The following is a 25,491-nucleotide window of genomic DNA, read 5'->3' as shown; positions in this document are numbered from 1 at the left end:
ACGATTAGCCGTGATGAATAACCATAAGCAAGCTTGTGATTATTCATGACTGTTAATCAACAACTCTCTTTGGAAGGTAAACTCCATGACTACGAACCCTAAACCAGCGTATCAACGTATTCTATTAAAACTGAGTGGTGAAGCTCTTCAAGGTGAAGACGGTTTTGGTATTGATCCTGCGATCCTTGATCGTATGGCACAAGAAGTTAAAGAACTTGTTGAACTGGGTGTTCAGGTTGGTGTAGTTATCGGTGGCGGTAACCTGTTCCGTGGCGCTGGTCTTGCAGAAGCTGGTATGAACCGTGTAGTGGGTGACCACATGGGTATGCTTGCTACAGTAATGAACGGCCTTGCGATGCGTGACGCTCTTCACCGTGCATACGTAAATGCGCGCGTAATGTCTGCAATTCCTCTTAAAGGCGTATGTGACGACTACAATTGGGCTGATGCAATTCGCGAACTTCGTCAAGGCCGCGTTGTAATCTTCTCAGCAGGTACTGGTAACCCATTCTTCACAACAGACTCTGCTGCGTGTCTACGTGGTATCGAAATCGAAGCTGACGTAGTTCTAAAAGCAACGAAAGTTGATGGCGTATTTACTGCTGACCCAGTAGCAAACCCAGACGCAGAGCTGTATGATAAGCTATCTTACGCAGAAGTTCTGGATAAAGAGCTTAAAGTAATGGATTTGGCTGCGTTCACACTTGCTCGTGACCACAAAATGCCTATCCGCGTATTTAACATGAACAAGCCAGGCGCACTACGTCGCGTGGTGATGGGCGAAGCAGAAGGCACGCTGATCAACTCTGACGCATAATTCTAATACGCCATCCAAGCAACGTTGGATGGCGTTTCGCTTTGCTCAACCCTTTTAAGCTTTCTTCAGGAAAGATGACATTTTTAAGGTGAAACCGTGATTAACGAAATCAAAAAAGACGCGCAAGAGCGCATGGACAAAAGCGTTGAAGCGCTAAAGAACAACCTTTCTAAAGTTCGTACTGGTCGTGCACACCCAAGCCTACTATCTGGTATCTCTGTTGAGTACTACGGTGCTGCTACTCCTCTTAACCAAGTAGCGAACGTTGTAGCTGAAGACGCACGTACACTAGCAATCACAGTTTTCGACAAAGAACTAACTCAAAAAGTTGAAAAAGCGATCATGATGTCTGACCTTGGTCTAAACCCAATGTCTGCTGGTACTATCATTCGCGTTCCACTTCCACCGCTAACAGAAGAGCGTCGTAAAGACCTAGTTAAGATCGTTCGTGGTGAAGCTGAAGGTGGTCGTGTTGCAGTACGTAACATCCGTCGTGACGCAAACAACGATCTAAAAGCGCTTCTAAAAGATAAAGAAATCTCTGAAGACGAAGATCGTAAAGCACAAGAAGAGATCCAAAAGCTGACTGACGTAGCAGTTAAGAAGATCGACGAAGTTCTTGCTGCAAAAGAAAAAGAGTTGATGGAAGTTTAATACTCCCACCTACATCACTGTTGGAAAACGCTGTGCTCACAGTGCAGCGTTTTTTTGTGTTAATCTATCCAACTGATGGAACTCAATTAACTCCCTATGCAAAATTCTCAAGCCTTCTCTGACTCCCTCCCTAAGCATATTGCCATCATCATGGACGGTAATGGTCGCTGGGCTAAGTCCAAAGGAAAACCTCGCGTATTTGGCCATAAAAAAGGCGTTAATGCCGTTCGTAAGACCGTTGCTGCGGCTTCCAAACTTGGCATTAAAGCGATGACATTATTTGCTTTTAGTAGTGAAAACTGGCGTCGTCCGGAGGAAGAAGTTGGTCTTTTGATGGAACTGTTCATCACAGTCCTGTCTAGTGAAGTAAAAAAGCTACATAAAAACAACTTACAGTTACGTGTTATTGGTGACACAAGCCGCTTTAGTGAGCGCCTACAAAAGAAAATTGTAGAAGCGGAAAATCTAACGGCAAGCAACACTGGTATGGTGATTAACATTGCGGCCAATTATGGTGGTAAATGGGACATCACAGAAGCGGCTAAAGCACTAGCGCTTAAAGCTCGTAACGGTGAAATTCGTGTAGAGGATATTAATGAGCAGTTAATCACTGAGCATTTGACCATGGCAGACCTACCAGAGGTGGATCTTTTGATCCGTACTAGTGGCGAATGCCGCATCAGCAACTTCATGCTGTGGCAAATGGCTTATGCTGAAATGTACTTTACGCCAGAGTTTTGGCCAGAGTTTGACGAAGACAGCTTAGTTGAAGCTGTGACGTGGTTTATTAACCGTGAGCGTCGTTTTGGCTGTACTGGTGAACAAGTAAAGGCATTGATGACGGCTCAATAAGGACTAATTAGTTTGAAACAGAGAATAATAACAGCACTAATTTTAGCTCCCCTGGTTATTTTAGGCATTTTTAAGTTACCCCTAATGGGCTTTATTATCGCGTTGACGGCGATAACACTGTTAGGCTTTTGGGAGTGGACACAATTTACAGAAAGCAATTCTCGCATTGCTGCACTGATTCCGGCAGCCGTTGTTACCGGACTTAGTTTTCTCTTTATCTCACCTGACGCACATAGCTTAAACCATTTAAGTACACCTCATTATGTTGTGTTAGGGCTTGGTTTTGTGTGGTGGATTATTGCGAGCTTGATGGCAATTACTTACCCGAAAACCACAAAATCTTGGCAAGGCAATCTTGTTTTACGACATGTTTTTGGTTTTCTGACATTACTCCCTTTTCTTTGGAGTGTAATCATTCTAAGAGCCTCAGACATTTCGGTAGATCCATACCACGGTGCAAAGCTCGTAATGTACGTTTGCTTCTTGGTATGGGCTGCAGACAGCGGTGCTTACTTCGCTGGTAAAAGTTTAGGCAAGCGCAAGATGGCACCACATGTTAGCCCAAACAAAACGATTGAAGGTCTTATTGGCGGTATCATCGCGGCACTGATTGTTGGCTGGTTGTTTGCCGATTGGTTCAATATCCAGTTCACGAGCCCAATTCATATGATCATCATTACGTTGATCACGGTCGTGATTTCTGTATTAGGTGATTTAGTCGAAAGCATGTTTAAGCGTGTTTCTGGCATCAAAGACAGCAGTAACATCATTCCAGGCCACGGTGGCGTATTAGATCGCATCGATAGCCTGACTGCTGCATTTCCAGTCTTTGCTCTTCTATACTACGTATTCTAATTTATCGGGAGCGGCTTCATCGCTCCTGAATTTTTCTAACGGTCTTACATCATGCAAAAGTTAACGATTCTTGGTGCAACAGGCTCAATAGGTGCAAGCACCTTAAAAGTGGTTGAACAAAACCCAGAGCTGTTTTCTGTGGTCGCACTAGCGGCTGGCACTAACGTTGAAAAGATGGTGGCACTTTGTCGCCAATGGCAGCCTAAATTCGCAGTAATGGCGGATAAGGCTGCGGCTGTTGCTCTGCAATCAGAAATCCACACCATTTCACCAAATACAGAAGTGTTAGGTGGTGTTGATGCACTTTGTCATGTGGCTTCATTAGAAGAAGTAGATAGCGTAATGGCAGCCATCGTTGGTGCAGCGGGTTTGTTGCCAACCATGGCGGCCGTTAAAGCGGGTAAGCGCGTATTGCTGGCGAATAAAGAAGCGCTTGTCATGTCTGGACAGTTGTTTATTGATGCCGTTGAACAATATGGGGCAGAGTTGCTGCCAGTAGACAGTGAACATAATGCTATTTTCCAGTGCCTACCACAGCAAGTTCAAACCAATCTTGGCCGCTGTAACTTAGATGAGCATGGCATTTCTAGTATTCTGTTAACCGGATCTGGCGGTCCATTCCGTTACGCTGACATTGCCGATCTCGACAGTGTAACGCCAGCACAGGCAATCGCGCACCCTAACTGGTCTATGGGGCCAAAGATTTCGGTCGATTCTGCGACTATGATGAATAAAGGTCTTGAGTACATTGAAGCAAAATGGCTATTCAATGCGGCTCGTGACCAGTTAAAAGTGATTATTCACCCGCAATCCGTGATCCATTCAATGGTTCAGTATCGTGATGGTTCGGTACTGGCGCAAATGGGAGAGCCAGATATGGCAACACCAATTGCGCTGACAATGTCTTATCCTTCTCGTGTTGATGCCGGTGTAAAACCGCTAGACTTTACTCAAGTAGGTGAATTGACATTCTTGCAACCAGACTTTGCTCGTTATCCTTGTTTGAAACTTGCGATTGACGCGTGTTACGAAGGGCAACATGCGACTACTGCTCTAAATGCAGCCAATGAAGTTGCTGTTGATGCGTTTCTAAATAATCGCCTTGGTTTTACAGATATCGCTCGCATCAATGAATTGGTTTTGCATAAAATCACCGCAAGCTGCAAACCTGAGAATGCGAATAGCTTGGAAAGCTTGCTAGAGCTAGATAGAATGTCTCGAACTATCGCCCTAGAAATTATACGCGAGCGTAGCTAATGACTGGTATTTTGTGGAATCTTGTTTCTTTTATCGTTGCACTGGGCATTCTCGTTGCCGTGCACGAGTTTGGGCACTTTTGGGTTGCTCGTCGTTGTGGCGTGAAGGTTGAAAGATTTTCCATCGGTTTTGGTAAGTCTATTTGGCGAAAAGTTGGTCAAGACGGAACCGAATACACTATCTCAATGATTCCTCTTGGTGGATACGTCAAAATGGTAGATAGCCGTGTTGACGATGTGCCAGAAAGTGAAAAACATTTAGCCTTTGATCAAAAGCCGCTTTGGAAACGAACGTCTATTGTTGCAGCTGGCCCTATCTTTAATTTCTTATTTGCTATTTTTGCTTATTGGTTGGTTTTCCTGATTGGTGTACCAGCGGTAAAACCCGTAATTGGTGAAGTTACGCCCAATTCGATTGTTGCTGAGGCAGGAATTGAATCTGGAATGGAACTAAAAGCAGTATCAGGCATCAAAACTCCGGATTGGGAATCAGTTAATATGGGATTAATTTCTCATATTGGTGATGACGCTATGACGCTAACACTGACGTCAGACTCAGAAGTTGGCGCTGAAGTGACGAAAACGCTGGACCTTCGTGACTGGAAATTTGATCCAGAAACCGAATCTGCGATGCATTCACTTGGTTTTGCTCCATATACACCAGAAATCTATCGCGTTATTAAGCAAGTTTCTGAAGACGGTGCAGCCGCGAAAGCAGGTGTGCTTCCAGAAGATGAAATCATCGCGATTGGTGGTGAGCCTATCAATGACTGGAAACAAGTCGTAGATGCTGTACGCTCAAATCCAAATACTCCAATCGAGTTGACGGTATTACGCCGAGGCATTGAGCAATCACTAACATTAACACCAGACAGTCGTGAGCTGGCTAACAAACAAGTGGTTGGCTTTGCAGGTATCGCACCTGAAGTCGCAGAATGGCCAGAAAGTTATCGCTTCGAGCTGCAGTTTGGTGTATTCGAATCAATTGGTAAAGCGGTTGATAAGACAGGCCAAGTGATTGGTTTGACCGTCAGCATGTTGAAAAAACTGATTGTTGGTGATGTCGGTCTTAACAATCTGAGCGGCCCAATTTCGATTGCAAAAGGTGCGGGTGCGACGGCGGACTACGGTCTAGTTTACTTTTTAGGTTTTCTCGCTCTAATTAGTGTTAACCTAGGTATTATTAACCTCGTTCCGTTACCTATGTTGGATGGTGGTCATTTATTGTTCTTCGCAATTGAAGCCGTTATCCGACGCCCAGTCCCAGAAAAAGTACAGGAAATGGGCTTTAGAATTGGTGGTGCAATCATCTTCTCGCTCATGGCGTTAGCGCTATTTAATGATTTTACTCGTCTGTGATAGTTCAGAGACAAAAGCAGTAGCAAGGAATAATTAGAACAAGTATGGCGATTAAGCGAATTCTGTTTGCAAGTTTACTGGCGACCAGTGTATCTGCAAACGGAGCAGAGAACTTCGTAGTTCAAGATATTGAAATCGATGGATTGCAACGTGTAGCACTTGGTGCGGCGTTGCTAAAAATGCCTGTACGTGTCGGTGATACCATTGACCAAGGCGATGTTGCAGAGATTATCCGCGCACTGTACGCATCTGGTAACTTCGAAGATGTAAAAGTGCTGCGTGATGGTGGCGTGTTGATGGTTCAAGTGAAAGAGCGTCCAACTATCGCAAGCATTTCGTTCTCAGGCAACAAAGCGATCAAGGACGAGCAGCTACAAGAAAACCTGAACGCATCTGGCGTTCGTGAAGGTGAAGCGCTTGATCGTACTACGCTAAGTAACATCGAAAAAGGCTTGGAAGATTTTTACTACAGTGTTGGTAAGTACAACGCAACAGTGAAAGCGGTTGTGACTCCATTGCCACGTAACCGTTCTGACTTGAAATTTGTCTTCACGGAAGGCGTGTCGGCAAAAATTCAGCAAATCAACTTTATCGGTAATGAAGTCTTTTCGGATGAAGAACTTCTTTCTCGTTTCAACTTGAACGTTGATGTGCCTTGGTGGAATTTCCTCGCGGACGAAAAATACCAAAAGCAAGTGCTTGCTGGTGATATCGAAGCGCTGAAGTCATTCTATCTTGACCGCGGCTACCTGAAATTTAACGTTGATTCTACACAAGTTGCGATCTCTCCTGACAAGAAAGGGGTATACATTACTCTTGGCTTGGAAGAGGGCGAAGTGTACACCGTTAAAGATGTAAAATTCCGCGGTGACCTGATTGGTGAAGAAGCGACCTTCGAACGACTCGTTCCATTCGAAGACAATGAAACGTACAACGGCTCTCTTGTGACTTCGATGGAAGAAGGCATCAAGCGTGTGCTTGGTGAATCTGGCTACGCTTACCCTCAAGTAAACACCATCCCTGAATTTGACGATGAAAACAAACAAGTCTCCTTGGTTGTGAATGTTGATCCAGGTAATCGAATTTACGTTCGCGACATTCGTTTTACTGGTAATAACTCAACGAAAGATGAAGTGCTGCGTCGTGAAATGCGCCAAATGGAAGGTAGCTGGCTAAACTCCAAGTCGATTGAAACTGGTAAGACACGACTTAACCGTCTTGGCTATTTTGAAAACGTAGAAGTACAAACGGTTCGTGTACCAGGTAGTGATGATCAAGTTGATCTGGTTTACTCGGTTAAAGAAGCGAACTCAGGCAGTGTAAACTTTGGTGTTGGCTACGGTACCGAATCGGGCGTCAGCTTCCAAGTTGGTCTGCAACAAGACAACTTCTTAGGTAGCGGTAACCGCGTTGGTATCAACGCGATGATGAACGACTATCAAAAGAACGTGAGCTTAGACTACCGCGACCCATACTGGAACCTTGATGGTGTAAGCTTGGGCGGTAAGATTTTCTACGATGAATTTGAAGCATCGGAAGCGGGTATCGTTGACTATACCAACCAAAGTTATGGTGCAAGTTTGACATGGGGTTTCCCATTTGATGAACTGAACCGTTTTGAATTCGGCGTTGGTTATACCCACAACAAGATCGGTAACTTGTCACCTTACTTGCAGGTAGAGCAATTCTTGCAAGCTCAAGCAGACAATATCGACTCAAGCGGTGCGTTAAACACCAACGACTTTGATTTCAATATCTCTTGGACTCGTAACAACCTGAACCGCGGTTATTTCCCGACAGCGGGTAACCACCAACGTGCATTCTACAAGATGACCGTACCTGGCTCTGACGTTCAATACTTCAAAATGCAGTACGATGTGCGTCAGTACGTGCCTTTGACTAAGAAGCATGAGTTCACGCTCTTGTTCCGTGGTCGCTTAGGTTATGGTAACGGTTACGGTCAGACGGATGGCAACGATAACTTGTTCCCATTCTACGAAAACTATTACGCAGGTGGCTTTACGACACTACGTGGCTTCGGCTCTAACAGCGTAGGTCCGAAAGCGGTTTATCGTGATTACTCTGGCTCGAACAATGGTGCTGATACTGCTACAGACGATTCTGTTGGTGGTAACGCAGTAGCGCTAGCAAGTATCGAGCTTATTGTTCCTACACCATTTGCGTCGGACGAAGTTCGCAACCAAATTCGAACCAGTATTTTCTTCGATATGGCAAGTATTTGGGATACCGAGTTTGACTATCGCGACTCTGGTGCAGAATATGGTGACCGTTACTACTACGATTACTCAGATCCAACCAACTACCGTTCATCTTATGGTGCGGCGTTGCAGTGGATGTCTCCAATGGGGCCTCTAGTCTTCTCACTAGCGAAACCAATTAAGAAATTTGATGGCGATGATGAAGAGTTCTTCACATTCACTATCGGTAGAACTTTCTAAAGAGGAAAATATTTTGAATAAAATGATCAAAGCGGCTGGGATTGGCCTTCTTGTACTGAGCTCTTCAATGTTTGCAAACGCAGCCGAAGCTGCACAGAAAATCGCTTACGTAAACACTGCTCAAGTTTTCCAAGCTCTTCCTCAACGTGAAGTCGTTCTACAAAAAATGCAGAAAGACTTTAAGAGCAAAGCTGATGAACTGAAATCAATTCAAGCGCAAGCTAAAACCAAGATTGAAAAACTACAACGTGATGGTGAGCTTCTAGGTCAGGAAGAAATTGAGAAATTGCGTATCGACATCGCGAAGCTAGACAGCGAATACAAAGTAAAAGCTCAAGCTCTAGAGAAAGCAAGCGCTCGTCGTGAAGCAGAAGAGAAAGCGAAGCTATTCAAAACAATCCAAGATGCTGTGAAGAAAGTAGCAGACAAAAAAGGTTACGACCTAGTTATTGATATTTCTGCACTGCAATATGGCAAACCAGAATACAATATCTCAGAAGACGTAATTAAAGCTCTAAAATAAGAAGTTATGAAAAAATTGACATTAGCCGAGTTGGCGACAATTACCGGGGGTGAGCTATTTGGTGACGAGTCACTCGTCGTTGGCCGTGTAGCTCCAATGGATAAAGCGCAAGAAGGTGATGTGACTTTCTTGTCTAACCCAAAATACGCAAAGCATCTACCTGAATGTAAAGCAACAGTGGTGATGGTGAAGGCAGAGCATAAGGACCAGTGTGCTGGTAATGCACTCGTCGTTGCTGACCCTTATGTTGCATTCGCTCGTGTTGTTCAGGCTATGGATACCACACCAAAACCTGCTGAAGACATTGCACCGAGTGCAGTGATTGCATCCGATGTGAAGATGGGTGAAAACGTTGCAATTGGCGCAAACGCGGTTATTGAAACGGGAGTTGAACTGGGTGATAACGTTGTTATCGGCGCAGGTTGCTTTATCGGTAAAAACGCGAAGCTGGGGAACAACACCAAGCTTTGGGCTAATGTGACAATTTATCATGAAGTATCATTAGGCGATGACTGTCTGGTTCAATCTGGCACAGTCATTGGCTCTGACGGTTTTGGTTATGCGAACGATAAAGGCGAGTGGATTAAAATCCCTCAGCTTGGTTCTGTGCGCATTGGTAACCGCGTCGAGATTGGTGCATGTACTACGATTGACCGTGGCGCACTTGAAGACACCATTATTGAAGACAATGTAATTCTTGATAACCAACTTCAAATCGCACATAACGTGCAGATCGGATATGGTACCGTGATGCCAGGTGGTACTATTGTCGCCGGCAGTACTAAAATTGGTAAGTACTGTCAGATCGGCGGCGCGTCGGTTCTAAATGGCCACATCACTATCGCAGATGGTGTTGCCATCACCGGTATGGGCATGGTAATGCGCAGTATCGAAGAAAAGGGTCTTTATTCATCAGGTATCCCATTACAGACGAACCGAGAATGGCGCAAGACGGCCACTCGTGTTCACCGTATTGACGAGATGAACAAACGCTTGAAAGCTGTTGAAAAACAGCTGGAGCAGAAAGAAGAATCTTAGTTCCATATTCTGAACAAAGACTCGCGAAATGCGGGTCTTTTTCTTCTATAATGACGCGCTATTAGTAGATTTATTATCAAGCTGGTATACACTTTGCAGGCATTTCCCAGTTTGCGGCCTTTGCCGCTGCCTTGCCATCTTGGTTAAGAGAATTGATATAGGAAGACGACTTTGACTACTGAAAAGAAAACGATGAACATCTCTGAAATTCAAGAGCTACTACCTCATCGCTACCCATTCTTATTGATCGACCGAGTGATTGACTTCCAAGAAGCGAAGTACCTTCACGCAATTAAAAATGTGTCGGTTAACGAACCTCAGTTCACAGGTCACTTTCCTCAACTACCAGTATTCCCAGGTGTGTTGATTCTGGAAGCTATGGCTCAGGCTACTGGCCTACTAGCATTTAAATCATTTGGTGCACCGACAGAAAACGAGTTGTACTACTTTGCGAGTGTAGACGGCGCGAAATTCCGTAAACCTGTGGTTCCTGGTGACCAAATGGTTATTGAAGTTGAATTTCTAAAAGAGCGTCGTGGCATTGCTGCATTTAGCGGTGTAGCAAAAGTTGACGGCGAAGTAGTGTGTTCAGCAGAGCTGAAGTGTGCTCGTCGAGAGTTTTAATATGATTCATGAAACCGCTAAAATCCACCCAGCAGCGGTGGTAGAAGAAGGCGCAAAAATTGGCGCTAACGTGACGGTTGGTCCTTTTACCTACATCACCTCAACGGTGGAGATTGGTGAAGGTACTGAAGTCATGTCTCACGTAGTAATCAAAGGCCATACCAAAATTGGTAAAGATAACCGTATTTTCCCACATGCAGTGATTGGTGAAGAAAACCAAGACAAGAAGTATGGTGGCGAAGATACAACCGTGGTTATCGGTGACCGTAATGTGATTCGCGAAGCGGTTCAGGTTCATCGTGGTACTGTGCAAGACAAAGCGACAACAGTGATTGGCGACGACAACCTACTGTGCGTGAATGCGCACATCGCGCATGACGTCGTAGTAGGAAACCACACTCACATTGGTAACAATGCGATTCTGGGTGGTCACGTAACAGTAGAAGATCACGCTGGTGTAATGGCACTTTCTGCTATTCACCCATTCTGTACGGTAGGCGCTTATGCATACGTTGGTGGTTGCTCTGCGGTTGTTCAGGACGTTCCTGCTTACGTACTTGCTCAAGGTAACCATGCTACGCCGTTTGGTTTGAACCTAGTTGGCTTGAAGCGTAATGGTTTTGAGAAACCAGAAATTCGAGCACTACAAAAAGCGTACAAAGAAATTTACCGCTCTGGTAAAACGCTAGAAGAAGTGAAACCGATTCTTGCAGAAATGGCACAAGAATGGCCAGCAGTGAAGCGTTTTTCTGACATTCTAGAAACAACGGAACGTGGTATCATTCGTTAATTCGTGAATGAATCAATAAGTGGAAAAGATCGCGCCCAATTAGGGCTGCGGTCTTTTTGTGTTTTATGGATAAGGAATCCCTTATCCATAGTACATAGGGCGGAATCGATATGGAAAAACCATTACGTATTGGCATCATTGCTGGCGAGTTATCTGGTGATACGCTAGGGGAAGGCTTTATCAAGGCAGTGAAAGAACGATACCCGAATGCAGAGTTCGTTGGCATCGGTGGGCCAAAGATGATCGCGCAAGGCTGTGAATCTCTTTTTGATATGGAAGAGTTAGCTGTAATGGGTTTAGTTGAAGTGCTTGGACGATTACCTCGTTTGTTAAAAGTAAAAGCTGAGCTTGTTAAGTACTTCACTCAGAACCCGCCAGATGTTTTTGTCGGTATTGATGCGCCAGATTTTAACTTGCGTCTAGAGTTAGATTTAAAGCAAGCAGGCATTAAAACCGTGCACTACGTGAGCCCTTCAGTATGGGCGTGGCGTCAAAAGCGTATCTTCAAAATTGAGGCTGCGACCAACCTGGTACTGGCTTTTCTACCGTTTGAAAAGGCGTTTTACGATAAATTTAACGTGCCTTGTGAGTTTATCGGCCACACCTTAGCGGATGCTATTCCTTTGCAATCTGAGCAAGCGCCTGCGCGAGATCTGCTAGGACTTGAACAAGACAAAAAATGGTTAGCAGTTTTACCGGGTAGCCGTGGTAGTGAGCTCAAGATGCTCTCTCAACCATTCATTGAGACGTGCAAGCTTCTGCACCAAAAATACCCAGGTTTGGGCTTTGTAGTTGCGCTAGTTAATCAAAAACGTCGAGAGCAATTTGAGCAAGCGTGGAAAGAGCATGCGCCCGAGCTTGATTTCAAATTGGTGGATGATACGGCTCGCAATGTTATTACAGCCTCTGATGCGGTAATGCTAGCATCTGGAACGGTAGCGTTAGAGTGCATGTTGCTTAAACGTCCTATGGTTGTTGGCTATCGCGTCAATGCCTTTACCGCCTTTCTGGCCAAGCGCCTATTGAAAACTAAGTACGTGTCACTACCCAATATTCTCGCAGATGACGAACTGGTTAAAGAGTATCTTCAAGACGATTGCACACCAGACAACTTGTTCAATGAAGTTTCTCGTTTGCTAGAGAGTGATAATAAGCCAATGCTTGATAAGTTCACCGAAATGCATCATTGGATTCGTAAAGACGCGGATCAACAAGCTGCGAATGCAGTATTGAAATTGATTGAAAAATAGAGAAGTACCATGGTCGCGAAAGCAAAAACGACAAAAGCAAAAGTAGAGCTCCTTCCGTTTGAATACCCTCAAGGTTACCAAGTGATCGCCGGAGTCGATGAAGTTGGACGCGGCCCTTTGGTTGGAGATGTCGTCACCGCTGCAGTTATCCTCGATCCCAATAACCCAATCGAAGGCTTGAATGACTCTAAGAAGCTGAGCGAGAAAAAGCGTCTGGCACTGCTTCCTGAAATCAAAGAAAAAGCGCTAGCGTGGGCGGTAGGCCGTTGCTCTCCCGAAGAGATTGATGAACTGAATATTCTGCAAGCTACCATGGTTGCTATGCAACGTGCGATTGCTGGACTGAAGGTACAGCCAGATTTAGTGCTGATCGATGGTAATCGTTGCCCTGAGCTACCGATGGATTCTCAAGCTGTGGTGAAAGGCGATTTAAGAGTGGCTGAAATCAGTGCCGCTTCCATCATTGCTAAAGTTGTGCGCGACCAAGAGATGGAAGAGCTGGATAAACAATATCCGCAATTCGGCTTTGCGAAGCACAAAGGTTATCCAACCAAAGCGCACTTTGAAGCAATTGAGCAACATGGTGTGATAAGCGAGCACCGTAAGAGCTTCAAACCAGTAAAGAAAGCTTTAGGCTTAGATTAATAAATTGGGTGGATTGGTGTTATAAACCCAGCCCCCTTTAGGTTAGAATCCCAAACAAAATAGAGTTACACGGTACCTGTTAATGTCAGATCCCAAGTTCGTCCACCTTCGTATTCACAGTGATTTCTCGATGGTGGATGGTATCAATAAAGTTCCACCGATAGTCAAGAAAGTCGCCGAGCTTGGTATGCCTGCCATGGCTTTGACTGACTTCACCAACTTATGTGGTTTGGTGAAGTTTTATGGCACAGCGCATGGCTCCGGCGTTAAACCGATCATCGGTGCAGATTTCAAAATGCAATCTGATGAATTTGGTGAAGAACTGACCCAGCTGACAGTACTTGCTGCCGACAATGCAGGTTACAAGAACCTCACGTTACTGATTTCCAAAGCGTATTTACGTGGCCACGTTCAGCACCAACCTGTGATTGATAGGGCGTGGCTGGCCGAGATGTCAGAAGGCTTAATCGTTCTCTCTGGCGCTAAAAATGGCGATATCGGCAAAGCGCTGCTTAAAGGTAACCGTAAACTGGTTGAAAGCTGTGTAGAGTTTTACAAACAGCATTTCCCGGACCGTTTCTATCTAGAATTGATTCGTACAGGCCGTCCTGATGAAGAGACGTACTTGCACTTTGCCATCGATCTCGCTGAGCAACATGACTTGCCCGTGGTCGCGACAAACGAAGTGGTTTTCCTAAGTGCACACCTTTTCGATGCGCACGAGATTCGTGTTGCGATTCATGATGGTTACACACTAGAAGACCCACGCCGACCAAAAAATTACAGCCCGCAGCAGTACCTTCGCACTGAAGAGGAAATGTGTGAGCTGTTTGCTGATATTCCAGAAGCGCTAGAAAACAGTGTCGAGATCGCCAAGCGTTGTAACGTGACCGTTCGTTTGGGTGAATACTTCTTGCCAGCCTTCCCAACAGAAGGGATGGAAGAAACTGAATTCTTGGTCATGAAGTCGCGAGAAGGTTTGGAAGAGCGTCTAGAGTTCCTATTCCCTAATGAAGAAGAACGCAAAAAGCGCCGTCCAGAATACGACGAGCGTTTACAAATCGAACTCGACGTAATCAACCAAATGGGGTTCCCAGGCTACTTCTTGATCGTAATGGAGTTCATCCAGTGGTCGAAAGACAACGCGATTCCAGTCGGTCCTGGTCGTGGTTCGGGTGCCGGTTCTTTGGTGGCCTACGCGCTGAAAATCACCGATCTTGATCCGCTTGAATATGACTTGCTCTTCGAACGTTTCTTGAACCCAGAACGTGTATCCATGCCCGATTTCGACGTCGACTTTTGTATGGATAAGCGTGACCAAGTGATTGATCACGTTGCCGAAATGTACGGTCGCGATGCCGTATCTCAGATCATCACATTCGGTACGATGGCGGCGAAAGCGGTAATCCGTGACGTTGGTCGTGTTCTTGGTCACCCATTTGGTTTCGTTGACCGTATTTCGAAACTGGTTCCGCCAGATCCAGGTATGACGCTAGAAAAAGCGTTTAAAGCCGAGCCTGCTCTGCCTGAGCTTTATGAGGCCGATGAGGAAGTTAAAGAACTCATCGATATGTGTCGCCTATTAGAAGGTTGTACACGTAACGCCGGTAAGCACGCGGGTGGTGTTGTAATTTCACCAACCACGATTACAGACTTTGCGCCAATTTATGCGGATGCGGAAGGGCATTTCCCCGTAACTCAGTTTGATAAGAACGACGTAGAAACTGCTGGTCTGGTTAAGTTTGACTTCTTGGGCCTACGTACTCTAACCATTATCGACTGGGCATTAGGGTTGATTAACCCGCGCTTGGAGAAGGAAGGTAAACCTCCTGTTCGTATCGAGTCGATACCTTTGGAAGATCCGGCTTCGTTTCGCTTACTCCAAAACTCAGAGACCACTGCGGTATTCCAGCTTGAATCGCGTGGTATGAAAGAGCTGATCAAACGACTTCAGCCTGACTGTTTTGAAGACATCATCGCATTGGTGGCCTTGTTCCGTCCGGGTCCGTTGCAATCGGGCATGGTAGATAACTTTATCGACCGTAAACATGGCCGAGAAGCGATCTCTTACCCCGATGAAAAGTGGCAACACGAGTCACTAAAAGAAATCCTCGATCCGACGTACGGCATCATTCTGTATCAAGAACAGGTAATGCAGATTGCGCAGGTTTTGTCTGGCTACACCCTTGGTGGTGCGGACATGCTGCGTCGTGCGATGGGTAAGAAAAAGCCGGAAGAAATGGCCAAGCAGCGTGCAACCTTCGAAGAAGGGGCAGTGAAGAACGGTGTTGATGGCGAGTTGGCGATGAAAATCTTCGACTTGGTAGAAAAGTTCGCAGGTTACGGTTTTAACAAATCGCACTCAGCGGCTTACGCACTGGTGTCTTACCAAACGTTGTGGCTTAAAACGCACTATCCAGCTGAATTCATGGCGGCGGTAATGACTGCCGATATGGATAACACCGAAAAAGTAGTTGGTCTGGTGGACGAATGTTTCCGCATGAAACTCACCGTGTTGCCGCCAGACATCAACTCCGGTTTATACCGTTTCAACGTTGATGAAAACGGTGCGATTGTATACGGTATCGGCGCAATCAAAGGTGTGGGTGAAGGCCCTATCGATGCGATACTAGAAGCGCGAAACAAAGGTGGTCACTTTAAAGATCTATTTGATTTCTGTGCTCGTATCGATCTCAAACGTGTTAACAAGCGCGTCATCGAAAAGCTGATTTATGCAGGTGCACTTGACCGACTTGGCCCTCATCGAGCGGCGATGATGGCTTCACTGAACGATGCCGTTAAAGCGGCCAGCCAACATCACCAAGCAGAGGCCTTTGGCCAAGGCGATATGTTTGGTGTGTTGACCGATGCACCAGAAGAAGTTGAGAATAAATACACGCAAGTGCCACCATGGCCAGAAAAGGTTTGGCTAGAAGGGGAGCGCGAAACTCTCGGTTTATATTTGACCGGGCACCCCATTAACGCGTATTTAAAGGAACTAAACAAATACACCAGTTGTCGACTAAAGGACGCGACCCCAACACGTCGCGATCAATCGGTAACGGTAGCAGGTTTAGTTATTGCTGCGCGAGTGATGACAACCAAGCGAGGTACTCGCATTGGTATCATGACGTTGGACGACCGAAGTGGTCGAATGGAAGTAATGCTGTTCTCCGATGCACTTGATCGGTATGCTGAACTTCTCGAAAAAGACAGAATTTTGGTGGTTTCGGGACAGGTCAGCTTTGATGACTTCAACGGTGGCCTTAAAATGTCGGCGCGTGAAGTTATGGATCTCGGCAGCGCGCGCGAAAAATACGCACGTGGTCTGTCGGTATCAATTGATGCGAACCAGATCAATGATCAATTCTTTGAGCAGTTTAGTCGTATTTTAGAACCGCACAAAGCCGGAACCGTACCCGTCAATGTATACTACCAGCGTGCCGACGCCAGAGCGCGGTTAACATTGGGCACCGAATGGCGAGTAACGCCAAGTGATACATTAATAGACGATTTAAAACAGTTGCTTGGCAAAAGCCAGGTAGAACTCGAATTTAACTAAAAAATTCAGCGCAATATGTCAGACGCTGAGTCAACAAGGATTCATAGATGAGCCTAAACTTTCTTGAATTTGAAAAGCCAATTGCAGAACTAGAAGCGAAAATCGAAGCACTACGTGACGTATCACGTCATGGTGGTGATTCTGCAATTGACCTGGATAAAGAAATCGAACAGCTTGAGAAGAAGAGCCTAGAACTTAAGAAGAAGATCTTCAGCGACCTAGGTGCATGGGAAACAGCTCAACTGGCTCGTCACCCACTACGTCCGTACACGCTTGATTACGTTCAACACGTATTTGAAGAGTTTGACGAACTCGCGGGTGACCGCGCATTCGCAGACGACAAAGCGATTGTCGGTGGTATTGCACGTCTTGAAGGTCGTCCTGTGATGATCATTGGTCACCAAAAAGGCCGTGAGACAAAAGAAAAAGTACGACGTAACTTTGGCATGCCAAAGCCAGAAGGTTACCGCAAAGCACTACGTTTGATGGAAATGGCCGAGCGTTTCAACATGCCAATCATCACATTCATCGACACAGCTGGGGCATACCCAGGTGTTGGTGCAGAAGAGCGTGGTCAATCTGAAGCTATCGCGAAAAACCTAAAAGTGATGTCTGGCCTTAAAGTTCCAGTAATCTGTAACGTTGTAGGTGAAGGTGGTTCAGGCGGTGCACTAGCTATTGGTGTAGGCGACTACGTGAACATGCTTCAGTACTCTACGTACTCAGTAATTTCTCCAGAAGGTTGTGCTTCAATCCTATGGCGTGATTCTGACAAAGCGCCTCAAGCAGCAGAAGCAATGGGTCTAACTGCTCCTCGCCTTAAAGAACTTGAGCTAATTGATGAGATCATCGAAGAGCCACTAGGTGGCGCGCACCGCGATCACGTTAAAATGGCTGAAAACATGAAAGCGACGCTACTTCGTCAGCTAGAAGAGCTTGAGCAGCTAGATGAAGAATCGCTACGTGAACGCCGTTACCAACGTCTAATGAACTACGGTTACTGCTGATATCTCGCGAGATAACGGATAAAATAGAAAGGGTTGGACATATGTCTAACCCTTTTTTGTACCTATCGGATCGCTTATGGAATCGCTTTACCAGCAGTTTTCTCATGTATTGAACACCTATTATCAACCTCAAACGAAGGTCGTTGTCGCGTTTAGTGGTGGTGTGGACTCGCGCTTGTTACTTGAGTTACTTCGCCGTTATCGAGAAGAAAACTCCCTCTCTTGCCACGCGGTTTATGTTCATCATGGTTTGAGTGAAAATGCGGACATTTGGGCCGATAAGTGTCAAGTATGGGCGAAACAAGCAGGTATTTCGTGCTCGGTAGAGCGTGTGAACCTAGATACCAATAGTGGTGAGAGCATTGAATCGCTGGCACGTGAAGCGCGCTATGAAGCTCTGGCTCGTCATATCAATCGTGGCGACTTATTGCTAACAGGTCAGCATGCCGACGACCAAGTCGAAACCTTTTTACTCGCGTTGAAACGTGGAAGTGGACCTAAGGGTTTATCTTCGATGGCAGAAACTATGCCGTTTGCTGGTGGCACATTAGTTCGTCCGCTACTTAACATCAAGCGCGAGCAGATAGAAGCGACGGCGAAGAACATTGGTTTGGAATGGGTAGAAGACGAAAGTAACCAAGACACGCGCTACGATCGAAATTTTTTACGTCATCGTATCGTCCCTGAGTTGTCTGAGCGTTGGCCGAGTATTCATCAAGCGGTGCAACGAAGCGCAAGCTTATGTGCTCAGCAAGAAGCGTTATTGGATGAGCTCCTAGGTTCGGTGTTTGCGCGTGCTCTACAGGCGGATTTGAGCTTAAGTATTGATGAGTTAGCTATCCATAGTGAATTAGCTCAAGCGCGTTTGATTCGTATGTGGTTGAGTAAATTGAATGCCAATATGCCGAGTCAAACTCAATTGCGCTTGATTTGGCAAGAAGTGGCATTGGCGCAACAAGATGCCAATCCAAAGCTTAAACTCAAACAAGGAGAGATCCGACGCTTCCAAAACAAATTGTACTGGGTTACGCCTCATGCCGATGTGACGAGTTGGCAAGGCCATATCCAAATCGATGAGCCACTGATTTTACCAGAGAGTCTGGGGACGTTAACGCTTAGTTCGGGTTCTCATCAGCCAAATATTTCGCTGCCATCACACCCCGAGTTATTGAGGGTTACTTTCAATCCCGAAGGTTTGTCGGCACACCCCACAACACGTAGTCGCAGTCGTAAACTGAAAAAGTTATTCCAAGAATACAATGTGCCAAGCTGGTTACGTCGTCAGATCCCGATTTTGATGTACAAAGACCAAGTTGTTGCAGTCGCAGACTTGTTTGTGGATCAAACATTTAGTGGCCAAGACTGTGAACTCATTTGGCGCAAGCCTTTGTAATTCATGTCACAATATCGACCATAACTATCTCAAATAAAAAACGATTAGGTGAAGCAATGAAGAGAGTAATGATCGGTGCAGTGGCTGCACTAACCATGTTGAGTGGCCAAGCTCTGGCGGGTGATGCCGCTGCGGGACAAGCTAAAGCTGCAGTATGTGCGGCATGTCATGGCGCAGACGGTAACGCAACGATTCCAGGCTACCCAAATTTGAAAGGGCAAAACGAGCAGTACATCGTGAGCTCAATCAAAGCTTACAAAAACAAAGAACGTAACGGTGGTCTTGCTGCGGTAATGCAGGCTCAAGCGTCGCTGCTTTCTGATGACGATATTGCAAACCTTGCCGCTTACTACTCAAGTTTGAAGTAAGTAAAAAGTGCATTAACACGTCGTTATCTTATTTCTACAAAACCAGAGCATTGCTCTGGTTTTGTTTTATCTCGAGTTAATAAACCTTATTGAGCTCAGGATTTTAGCCGATGAAGCAGAGACAAACATTGAATGTTATGAGACGCTAAACGATAATATGCGCAAACGATTGAAGCTCAAGGGATGAACATGAAAAAGATTGAAGCGATTATCAAGCCATTTAAATTGGATGATGTTCGAGAAGCACTTGCTGAAGTAGGCATCACAGGGATGACGGTTTCTGAAGTGAAAGGTTTTGGTCGTCAGAAAGGCCACACTGAGCTATACCGCGGTGCGGAATACATGGTGGACTTCCTACCGAAAGTGAAACTGGAAATTGTTGTTACTGAAGATGTAGCAGACAAATGCGTAGAAACCATCATCGAAACCGCGCAAACAGGTAAGATTGGCGATGGTAAAATTTTCGTAACGGATGTTGAGCGTGTGGTTCGTATCCGTACTGGTGAAGAAGACGAAGACGCGATTTAAGATTTCACTACAATTGCATTTTTGATTAAGCTAAAAGGGAGCCCAATAAGGCTCCTTTTTTATTTCATGCATTCAGGTACGCTCTCATGTTTAAGCGTTTTGTTCTCTCTTTAGCCTTTCTAATCATGGCTGCGGTAGTGAGTTTTCAAGTCATCTTTACCGTGCCAGAACACCCACAGATCATCACACAAACTGGTTCTGAAATTACCGAAGATATTCGATGTATAGAGTTTAGCGGAGCAAAAGCTCTGGACGATAACGGTGAACTCAACCTTTTAGTTTGGAACATCTACAAGCAAAATCGCGCTAACTGGCAATCTGAGCTGGAGTTGTTCTCGGCAGATAAGCAATTGTTATTGCTGCAAGAAGCCAGCATGACAGACAGTTTTAAACAATGGTTGGTAGATGGCAGCTGGGTCAGCAACCAAGTCAGCGCGTTTAAAGCGTTAGGCAGCGGAGCTGGCGTGATTAGTATTGCTCAAAAGCAGCCAGTTAAAGCATGCGCGTACACATCAAAAGAACCGTGGTTGCGTTTGCCAAAATCGGCGTTGTACAGCCAGTATCGTTTAAGTAATGGTGAGAGCTTGGCCGTTATCAATGTGCATGCGATCAACTTTACCGTTGGAACGGAAGAATATACTTCGCAACTTTCTGCGCTTGAGACGCTACTTAAACAACACAGCGGGCCAATCGTATTTGCTGGTGATTTTAATAGTTGGAGCGAATATCGGATTACGGCCATGAAGCAGGCCCTGAGGGAAGCAAATTTGAGAGAAGTACAATTCTCGCCAGATCATCGTACGCAGTTTATTACGGGCTTGCCGCTAGACCATGTGTTCTACCGCGGATTAACGCTGAAAAATGCGAAAGCGCCGCAGAGCGACGCTTCCGATCATAATCCATTACTGGTGTCGTTTACGCTTAACGATTAGCGTTAGTCAGCTTAAGCGATAACGATGTACAACGCCCAAATCACGTAAAACGCGATCCAAGGCAGGCTCGAAATCACCAGAGCCTGTCCGTGTTCAAATTCAGTCCACGTTAATACCACGCCGTAACCTAGAACAATGTACCAAGGCAACAGAAGTGGCAGTGAGCTAGCAAAGTGAGACCATTCATTGGTGAGTGGCAACTTCAGTAAGCCATTGAGACTGTTGAGATCCGCCGCATAGGTCATTACCTGACCATGTTTCAATAGTAAGCTTGCGTAGCTTGCAATGTCGCCCAATACCGCTGGAAACAAAATGGCGCACGATGCCGCAAACCATTTCCAATAACCGTATTGTTGTTTACTTGCTTTAGTCGCAAGGAAGAACCAAAACGCAAGCAACAAAAGCGTCGCAAAGCGATTGAACACGTCATTAATGATCGCACTTGCCATCAACGTGTTTGGTTCCAATAGCTCAATCTGCTGTGGGTCGATTTGTTGGAACTGTACAGTGAGTTGGTCACTTAACCACGTAAAATCAACGTTCGAAAAGTACGCGCCCCAAAATAGGAATGGGCTTAGCATCAAAAAGATGAAAGGTTGCCATCCCCAACCACCACGCTGATAAAGCGCAAGAAAACAAGAGGTTGGAGAACGGAATATATCTAACAACATTACGAGTGGGTTACTTGACGGGTTCATACACTTACCTTAGTTACATCTACGTACAGCTTAAGTTTTTGACCCGGTTTTAGGTACTTCTGCTTATGCAGCGAGTTCCATTTTACGATGTCGTTGCTCTTCACCTTGAATTTGCTTGCGATGCCACTGATGGTGTCGCCAGAGCGAACGTTGTAGAACACGGTACGAATCACGGCGCCTTGGTCTGATTTTTTCCAAATCACCAGCTTTTGACCGACGCGCAGGGTATCTTTTGGTCCCATGCCGTTCCATTTTGCTAGCGATTTGTGTGAAACCTTGTTGTCACGAGCGATAGACCACAAACTTTCACCCGATTGCACAACGTGTGACAGTTTCAGTTGGCCACGAGCTTGCGATTGCGTTTTGTTCAAACGGTTTTGCGCTGTAAGTGCGTACTTTGAATCGTCTTTGGTTGACGTCGGAATAAGTAAGTACTGACCAATGCGAATGTTGTTGTTCGACAGGCCGTTAGCACGACGAATCACTTTTGAGGTCGTACCGTATTTCTTCGCCAACATACTCAACGAGTCGCCAGATTTGACTTTGTAACGCGCGACTTTCATGCCTTTACCGCGATTGCTCTCAACTTGAGTTAAGAACGCATCCTTCTTCTCCACAGGAATAAGAAGCTGATGAGGCCCTTCTGGTGCGGTGGACCATTGGTTGTAGGCAGGGTTGTAGCTTTGCAGCTCTTTTACCCCGATGCCCGCGTAATCAGCAGCGATAGCGAGATCCAGTTGTTCTTTCGGATCGACCAACGTCAGCACTGGTTTGTTTGGGATAGATGGAATGTCGATACCGTACTTTTCTTGGTTTGCCACCATGTCCGCAAGAGCGAGAAGTTTTGGCACGTAGCTACTGGTCTCTTTTGGCAGATCTAAAGAGAAAAAGTCGACAGGTTTACCCAATTTTTTGTTCTTACGGATAGCACTAGATACACGACCGCCGCCACTATTGTAGGCTGCGATTGCGTGTTCCCAGTTTCCATCAAAACGTTCATTTAATTGAACAAGATAATCCAATGCAGCATCGGTAGAGGCAGCGACATCACGACGCCCGTCATACCAGTAGTTTTGTTCAAGCCCCATCATTTTCCCGGTGCCTGGCACAAACTGCCACAAACCTGCTGCGCTACCGTGCGAGTAGGCGAAAGCGTCAAATGAGCTTTCCACAACCGGTAGAAGAGCAAGCTCCATTGGCAAACCACGTTCTTCGATACGTTGCGTGATCATGTAAAGAAATGGCGCTGCACGTTTAGATACCGTGTACAGGTGGTTTGGGTGTTTCAAATACCACGTACGGTAATAATCCACTTTCTTGTTGTTTGGGATGTCCATTTCAAGCTGCATAGCAATACGTTGCCACACATCTTCTTGTTCCTGAGGGGAGAGAACTTTTGGCGTATCCTTGGCAGAATCTTTCGCCAAAGATTGTTTGTTTTTAGATTTAGTCTTAGTGGCATTCTGCTTAGCAGTTTGCTCTGACTTGTTGGTTTCTGGAGTTGGAGTGGTGGACGAATTTGGCTGAGTCAATTGACAGCCAGATAATAACAACACCAACGCCCAGCTATACTTCAAACGCATGGGTTCAGCCTATTTAGGGCCTTTTTATCTTCTCCTGCCTGTCGCGCAGCCTAAGTTGCGTGGCAGTCGTGAGATAATAGACATCTTTTAACACTAACTAATATTCAATAGAGGCGGAGAGCTTCTAAAATTATGCATGGGAGCGACATTCAAGTTGATTTATATCGACCCCAAACGTAAGAGAAGCGCCAGTGGCGCTTCCCAAAAAATCAGCCCCTGATAATACTGGGGTCTTGCAAACTTACAAGCAGAAAATGGTTAAAATTCGTTCTTCCACTCACGCAAAGCAGTAAAAACCGAGCATGGATCGCTATTTTTAATGCGGTTCGTGACAGACTTAACAACGTCTGGATTGGTGGTACGCAAGAATGGATTAATCCACTTTTCTTTTCGCAGCGTTGTTGGAAGGGTAGGAATGTTTAGTGCACGAAGGCGGTTCACATCGTCTCGGTATTGACGTAGTTGCTCGTTATCAGGTTCCACAGCCAGCGCAAAGGCAACGTTACTCGCTGTATATTCATGCGCGCAGAACACCTGTGTTTCTTCTGGAAGCGCTGCAATTTTGCTCAGAGACTCAAACATCTGCTCTGGTGTGCCTTCGAAAATACGACCGCAACCAGCAGAAAATAGCACGTCACCACAGAATAGCTTGCTATCGCCTACATACCCTATATGACCGAGCGTGTGCCCCGGCAAACCGAGCACCAAGAAGATTTCGCCGAACAGCTCAAGCTTATCGCCTTCTTCCATAGGAGTTGTTAAGGTCGGAATTGGCTCCGCTTTCGGGCCGACAACGGTGACGTGAGGAAATGCACGAACTAAATCTGGAACACCGCCAATGTGATCGTTGTGGTGGTGTGTAACTAAGATCGCTTCTAAAGTTAATTCGTTAGCCTGCAAATAATCTAATACTGGCTGTGCATCGCCTGGATCGACCACGGCGCAACGCTTGTCGCTATTTTGTATCAGCCAGATGTAATTATCATTAAATGCGGGTATGCTTTTGATCTCTAACACGATTCGTTCTCCGTCACCCTTTTTAAGTCAGGTGGTTAATGAAACCAGCACTCAGCAACAAAACTTTACCGCACCCATCGACTTGGTCAGCGATGAACAATGGGCCTTGGGTGCTTGAGTCAATCCAGACCCGACTTGATGAATGGTGTCCGAAACTGTTCGGCTACCATATGCTCAAACTGGGCGGGTTGAGCTGTGAGCTAACCAGCTGTAATTGTAACATTCAACACCAAGTCAACGTAGATATCCAGAACCCGTTGCACAATGTTATCGCAGATGGTTACGAATTGCCCTTTTTGGAAAAAAGCTTTGATGTCGTGATACTTGCCCATCAGCTTGATTATGCAAGTGATCCACATCGTCTGCTGCGAGAAGTAGACAGAGTGATGATGGATGATGGCTGCTTGATCATTACGGGTTTTAACCCAATTAGCTTTACTGGTTTAGCGAGTTTATTCCCATGGCGTAAAAATAACTTGCCGTGGAGTGGACGAATGTTTACTTCGAGCCGAATCAATGATTGGTTGGGGTTACTCAATTACCAAGTAATTCATTGTGATCGTTATGCGCTGTTTCCTATGACACGTTATCGCACCATGTGGACGTGGTTAGAAAACAGCTTGGGGGATTGGGCTTCTCCGGCGGGGAGCTTGTACTATATCGTCGCTCGTAAACGAACGTACCCTCTCAAGCCAATCAAACCACATTGGCGTCTAAAGAAAAAACTGACGCCGCTTGGCGTGATGAACCGAGAGGGATTTGGTGTGAAGAGAGTGTCGAGCCAGCGCTACTAGCGTATTAAGATGGCTGGTAGCCTGTATCTTCTTCTGTTGGGTTTTCTGCTGCTGTGCGGGCGAGTTCATCACAGATTTCGTTTTCTCTGTGTCCAGCATGGCCTTTAACCCAATGCCAATCCACTTGGTGGCGTGCCGTTTCTTTATCCAGTGCTTGCCATAAATCGGCGTTCTTCACGGGCTTTTTATCTGCGGTTTTCCAGCCGCGTTTTTTCCAGTTGTGAATCCACTGCGTGATCCCTTGGCGCACGTACTGACTATCGGTCGTCAGCGTGACACGGCACGGCTCTTTCAGTGTTTGCAGGGCGACAACTGCGGCTAACATTTCCATGCGATTGTTGGTGGTGAGGGTGTAGCCTTTGGAGAGCGTCTTTTCTACGTCTTTGTAGCGTAAGACGATGCCGTAGCCACCAGGGCCTGGATTTCCTAAACAAGATCCGTCTGTGAAAATCTCAACGTGTTTGGTCATATTTTTGGTACTATTAGC

General features: G+C 45.8%; 24 protein-coding genes. 20 read left to right on the top strand and 4 right to left on the bottom strand.

Going from position 1 to position 25,491, the window contains the following annotated elements:
• The first annotated feature begins 85 nt into the window (after positions 1-85).
• The 19 genes from pyrH (at position 86) to DYB02_RS13355 (ending at position 20,912) form a co-directional block, all read left to right on the top strand.
• Positions 86-817, top strand: coding sequence for a UMP kinase (gene pyrH, locus DYB02_RS13440; RefSeq protein ID WP_005484104.1), 732 nt, complete (start codon positions 86-88; stop codon positions 815-817).
• 96 nt (positions 818-913) lie between these two features.
• Complete coding sequence (gene frr / locus DYB02_RS13435; RefSeq protein WP_005456723.1) at positions 914-1,471, top strand: ribosome recycling factor; 558 nt, start codon at positions 914-916, stop codon at positions 1,469-1,471.
• A 96-nt stretch (positions 1,472-1,567) separates the two neighbouring features.
• The gene (gene uppS, locus DYB02_RS13430) at positions 1,568-2,323 is read left to right on the top strand and encodes an undecaprenyl pyrophosphate synthase (RefSeq protein WP_005480970.1); all 756 of its coding nucleotides are present in this window, start codon (positions 1,568-1,570) and stop codon (positions 2,321-2,323) included.
• A 12-nt stretch (positions 2,324-2,335) separates the two neighbouring features.
• Positions 2,336-3,178 carry a phosphatidate cytidylyltransferase gene (locus DYB02_RS13425; protein WP_005480977.1) on the top strand — a complete coding sequence of 281 codons (843 nt, stop codon included), beginning with the start codon at positions 2,336-2,338 and terminating at the stop codon, positions 3,176-3,178.
• Positions 3,179-3,229: 51 nt separating this feature from the next.
• Positions 3,230-4,435 carry a 1-deoxy-D-xylulose-5-phosphate reductoisomerase gene (gene ispC, locus DYB02_RS13420; RefSeq protein WP_005456710.1) on the top strand — a complete coding sequence of 402 codons (1,206 nt, stop codon included), beginning with the start codon at positions 3,230-3,232 and terminating at the stop codon, positions 4,433-4,435.
• Positions 4,435-5,793, top strand: a complete 1,359-nt coding sequence (rseP, locus tag DYB02_RS13415; RefSeq protein WP_005456697.1) for a sigma E protease regulator RseP — start codon at positions 4,435-4,437, stop codon at positions 5,791-5,793. The genes ispC and rseP overlap by 1 nt, the downstream gene beginning before the upstream one ends.
• A 44-nt stretch (positions 5,794-5,837) precedes the next feature.
• Complete coding sequence (gene bamA / locus DYB02_RS13410; RefSeq protein WP_005456717.1) at positions 5,838-8,252, top strand: outer membrane protein assembly factor BamA; 2,415 nt, start codon at positions 5,838-5,840, stop codon at positions 8,250-8,252.
• Between the two features lie 13 nt (positions 8,253-8,265).
• Positions 8,266-8,775, top strand: a complete 510-nt coding sequence (locus tag DYB02_RS13405; protein ID WP_005456715.1) for an OmpH family outer membrane protein — start codon at positions 8,266-8,268, stop codon at positions 8,773-8,775.
• 6 nt (positions 8,776-8,781) lie between these two features.
• Positions 8,782-9,813: a UDP-3-O-(3-hydroxymyristoyl)glucosamine N-acyltransferase gene (lpxD, locus tag DYB02_RS13400; RefSeq protein ID WP_029803844.1), complete on the top strand. Its 1,032-nt coding sequence runs from the start codon at positions 8,782-8,784 to the stop codon at positions 9,811-9,813.
• A 171-nt stretch (positions 9,814-9,984) separates the two neighbouring features.
• Positions 9,985-10,437 carry a 3-hydroxyacyl-ACP dehydratase FabZ gene (gene fabZ / locus DYB02_RS13395; protein ID WP_005456699.1) on the top strand — a complete coding sequence of 151 codons (453 nt, stop codon included), beginning with the start codon at positions 9,985-9,987 and terminating at the stop codon, positions 10,435-10,437.
• Position 10,438: 1 nt separating this feature from the next.
• Positions 10,439-11,227, top strand: coding sequence for an acyl-ACP--UDP-N-acetylglucosamine O-acyltransferase (gene lpxA / locus DYB02_RS13390; protein WP_005456706.1), 789 nt, complete (start codon positions 10,439-10,441; stop codon positions 11,225-11,227).
• Positions 11,228-11,337: 110 nt separating this feature from the next.
• Complete coding sequence (gene lpxB / locus DYB02_RS25750) at positions 11,338-12,477, top strand: lipid-A-disaccharide synthase (RefSeq protein WP_005456712.1); 1,140 nt, start codon at positions 11,338-11,340, stop codon at positions 12,475-12,477.
• Between the two features lie 9 nt (positions 12,478-12,486).
• The gene (gene rnhB, locus DYB02_RS25745) at positions 12,487-13,122 is read left to right on the top strand and encodes a ribonuclease HII (protein WP_029803841.1); all 636 of its coding nucleotides are present in this window, start codon (positions 12,487-12,489) and stop codon (positions 13,120-13,122) included.
• An 82-nt stretch (positions 13,123-13,204) separates the two neighbouring features.
• Entirely contained in the window at positions 13,205-16,684 is a 3,480-nt protein-coding gene (dnaE, locus tag DYB02_RS13380) for a DNA polymerase III subunit alpha (protein WP_029803840.1), read from the top strand.
• 47 nt (positions 16,685-16,731) lie between these two features.
• Entirely contained in the window at positions 16,732-17,691 is a 960-nt protein-coding gene (gene accA, locus DYB02_RS13375) for an acetyl-CoA carboxylase carboxyl transferase subunit alpha (protein ID WP_029803838.1), read from the top strand.
• Between the two features lie 76 nt (positions 17,692-17,767).
• Positions 17,768-19,084 (top strand): tRNA lysidine(34) synthetase TilS, encoded by a 1,317-nt coding sequence (gene tilS, locus DYB02_RS13370; protein WP_021449923.1) that lies wholly within the window; start codon positions 17,768-17,770, stop codon positions 19,082-19,084.
• A 56-nt stretch (positions 19,085-19,140) separates the two neighbouring features.
• A complete protein-coding gene (locus DYB02_RS13365; protein WP_020838641.1) occupies positions 19,141-19,452 on the top strand; it encodes a c-type cytochrome in 312 nt (103 codons plus the stop codon).
• A 189-nt stretch (positions 19,453-19,641) separates the two neighbouring features.
• Entirely contained in the window at positions 19,642-19,980 is a 339-nt protein-coding gene (gene glnB, locus DYB02_RS13360; protein ID WP_005436810.1) for a nitrogen regulatory protein P-II, read from the top strand.
• A gap of 86 nt (positions 19,981-20,066) precedes the next feature.
• Entirely contained in the window at positions 20,067-20,912 is an 846-nt protein-coding gene (locus tag DYB02_RS13355; RefSeq protein ID WP_021486826.1) for an endonuclease/exonuclease/phosphatase family protein, read from the top strand.
• Between the two features lie 11 nt (positions 20,913-20,923).
• Here DYB02_RS13355 and DYB02_RS13350 read toward each other — a convergent pair whose 3' ends face one another.
• From DYB02_RS13350 to gloB, 3 genes are all read right to left on the bottom strand, one after another.
• Positions 20,924-21,610 carry a YIP1 family protein gene (locus DYB02_RS13350; RefSeq protein ID WP_029803836.1) on the bottom strand — a complete coding sequence of 229 codons (687 nt, stop codon included), beginning with the start codon at positions 21,608-21,610 and terminating at the stop codon, positions 20,924-20,926.
• Positions 21,607-23,193, bottom strand: a complete 1,587-nt coding sequence (locus DYB02_RS13345) for a lytic transglycosylase (RefSeq protein ID WP_029803834.1) — start codon at positions 23,191-23,193, stop codon at positions 21,607-21,609. Before DYB02_RS13345 ends, DYB02_RS13350 begins: the two co-directional genes overlap by 4 nt.
• Before the next feature lie 258 nt (positions 23,194-23,451).
• A complete protein-coding gene (gloB, locus tag DYB02_RS13340; protein WP_029803833.1) occupies positions 23,452-24,210 on the bottom strand; it encodes a hydroxyacylglutathione hydrolase in 759 nt (252 codons plus the stop codon).
• A 38-nt stretch (positions 24,211-24,248) separates the two neighbouring features.
• Between gloB and DYB02_RS13335 the strand changes: the two genes are divergently transcribed.
• Entirely contained in the window at positions 24,249-25,004 is a 756-nt protein-coding gene (locus DYB02_RS13335; protein WP_005481108.1) for a class I SAM-dependent methyltransferase, read from the top strand.
• Between the two features lie 4 nt (positions 25,005-25,008).
• Here DYB02_RS13335 and rnhA read toward each other — a convergent pair whose 3' ends face one another.
• The gene (rnhA, locus tag DYB02_RS13330) at positions 25,009-25,473 is read right to left on the bottom strand and encodes a ribonuclease HI (RefSeq protein WP_005484436.1); all 465 of its coding nucleotides are present in this window, start codon (positions 25,471-25,473) and stop codon (positions 25,009-25,011) included.
• Positions 25,474-25,491: the final 18 nt, after the last annotated feature.

The sequence above is a fragment of the Vibrio parahaemolyticus genome, assembly GCF_900460535.1.
Lineage (GTDB): Bacteria > Pseudomonadota > Gammaproteobacteria > Enterobacterales > Vibrionaceae > Vibrio > Vibrio parahaemolyticus.
This window is presented reverse-complemented; position numbering and strand designations above follow the sequence as displayed.

What these genes read in the sequence shown, in the direction of transcription:
- accA (WP_029803838.1), top strand. Translation starts at nt 16,732, where the DNA reads ATGAGCCTAAACTTTCTTGAATTTGAAAAGCCAATTGCAGAACTAGAA.
- DYB02_RS13355 (WP_021486826.1), top strand. Translation starts at nt 20,067, where the DNA reads ATGTTTAAGCGTTTTGTTCTCTCTTTAGCCTTTCTAATCATGGCTGCG.
- ispC (WP_005456710.1), top strand. Translation starts at nt 3,230, where the DNA reads ATGCAAAAGTTAACGATTCTTGGTGCAACAGGCTCAATAGGTGCAAGC.
- glnB (WP_005436810.1), top strand. Translation starts at nt 19,642, where the DNA reads ATGAAAAAGATTGAAGCGATTATCAAGCCATTTAAATTGGATGATGTT.
- tilS (WP_021449923.1), top strand. Translation starts at nt 17,768, where the DNA reads ATGGAATCGCTTTACCAGCAGTTTTCTCATGTATTGAACACCTATTAT.
- bamA (WP_005456717.1), top strand. Translation starts at nt 5,838, where the DNA reads ATGGCGATTAAGCGAATTCTGTTTGCAAGTTTACTGGCGACCAGTGTA.
- lpxA (WP_005456706.1), top strand. Translation starts at nt 10,439, where the DNA reads ATGATTCATGAAACCGCTAAAATCCACCCAGCAGCGGTGGTAGAAGAA.
- dnaE (WP_029803840.1), top strand. Translation starts at nt 13,205, where the DNA reads ATGTCAGATCCCAAGTTCGTCCACCTTCGTATTCACAGTGATTTCTCG.
- rseP (WP_005456697.1), top strand. Translation starts at nt 4,435, where the DNA reads ATGACTGGTATTTTGTGGAATCTTGTTTCTTTTATCGTTGCACTGGGC.
- lpxB (WP_005456712.1), top strand. Translation starts at nt 11,338, where the DNA reads ATGGAAAAACCATTACGTATTGGCATCATTGCTGGCGAGTTATCTGGT.
- DYB02_RS13335 (WP_005481108.1), top strand. Translation starts at nt 24,249, where the DNA reads ATGAAACCAGCACTCAGCAACAAAACTTTACCGCACCCATCGACTTGG.
- lpxD (WP_029803844.1), top strand. Translation starts at nt 8,782, where the DNA reads ATGAAAAAATTGACATTAGCCGAGTTGGCGACAATTACCGGGGGTGAG.
- pyrH (WP_005484104.1), top strand. Translation starts at nt 86, where the DNA reads ATGACTACGAACCCTAAACCAGCGTATCAACGTATTCTATTAAAACTG.
- DYB02_RS13350 (WP_029803836.1), bottom strand. Translation starts at nt 21,610, where the DNA reads ATGAACCCGTCAAGTAACCCACTCGTAATGTTGTTAGATATATTCCGT.
- DYB02_RS13365 (WP_020838641.1), top strand. Translation starts at nt 19,141, where the DNA reads ATGAAGAGAGTAATGATCGGTGCAGTGGCTGCACTAACCATGTTGAGT.
- rnhB (WP_029803841.1), top strand. Translation starts at nt 12,487, where the DNA reads ATGGTCGCGAAAGCAAAAACGACAAAAGCAAAAGTAGAGCTCCTTCCG.
- uppS (WP_005480970.1), top strand. Translation starts at nt 1,568, where the DNA reads ATGCAAAATTCTCAAGCCTTCTCTGACTCCCTCCCTAAGCATATTGCC.
- rnhA (WP_005484436.1), bottom strand. Translation starts at nt 25,473, where the DNA reads ATGACCAAACACGTTGAGATTTTCACAGACGGATCTTGTTTAGGAAAT.
- DYB02_RS13345 (WP_029803834.1), bottom strand. Translation starts at nt 23,193, where the DNA reads ATGCGTTTGAAGTATAGCTGGGCGTTGGTGTTGTTATTATCTGGCTGT.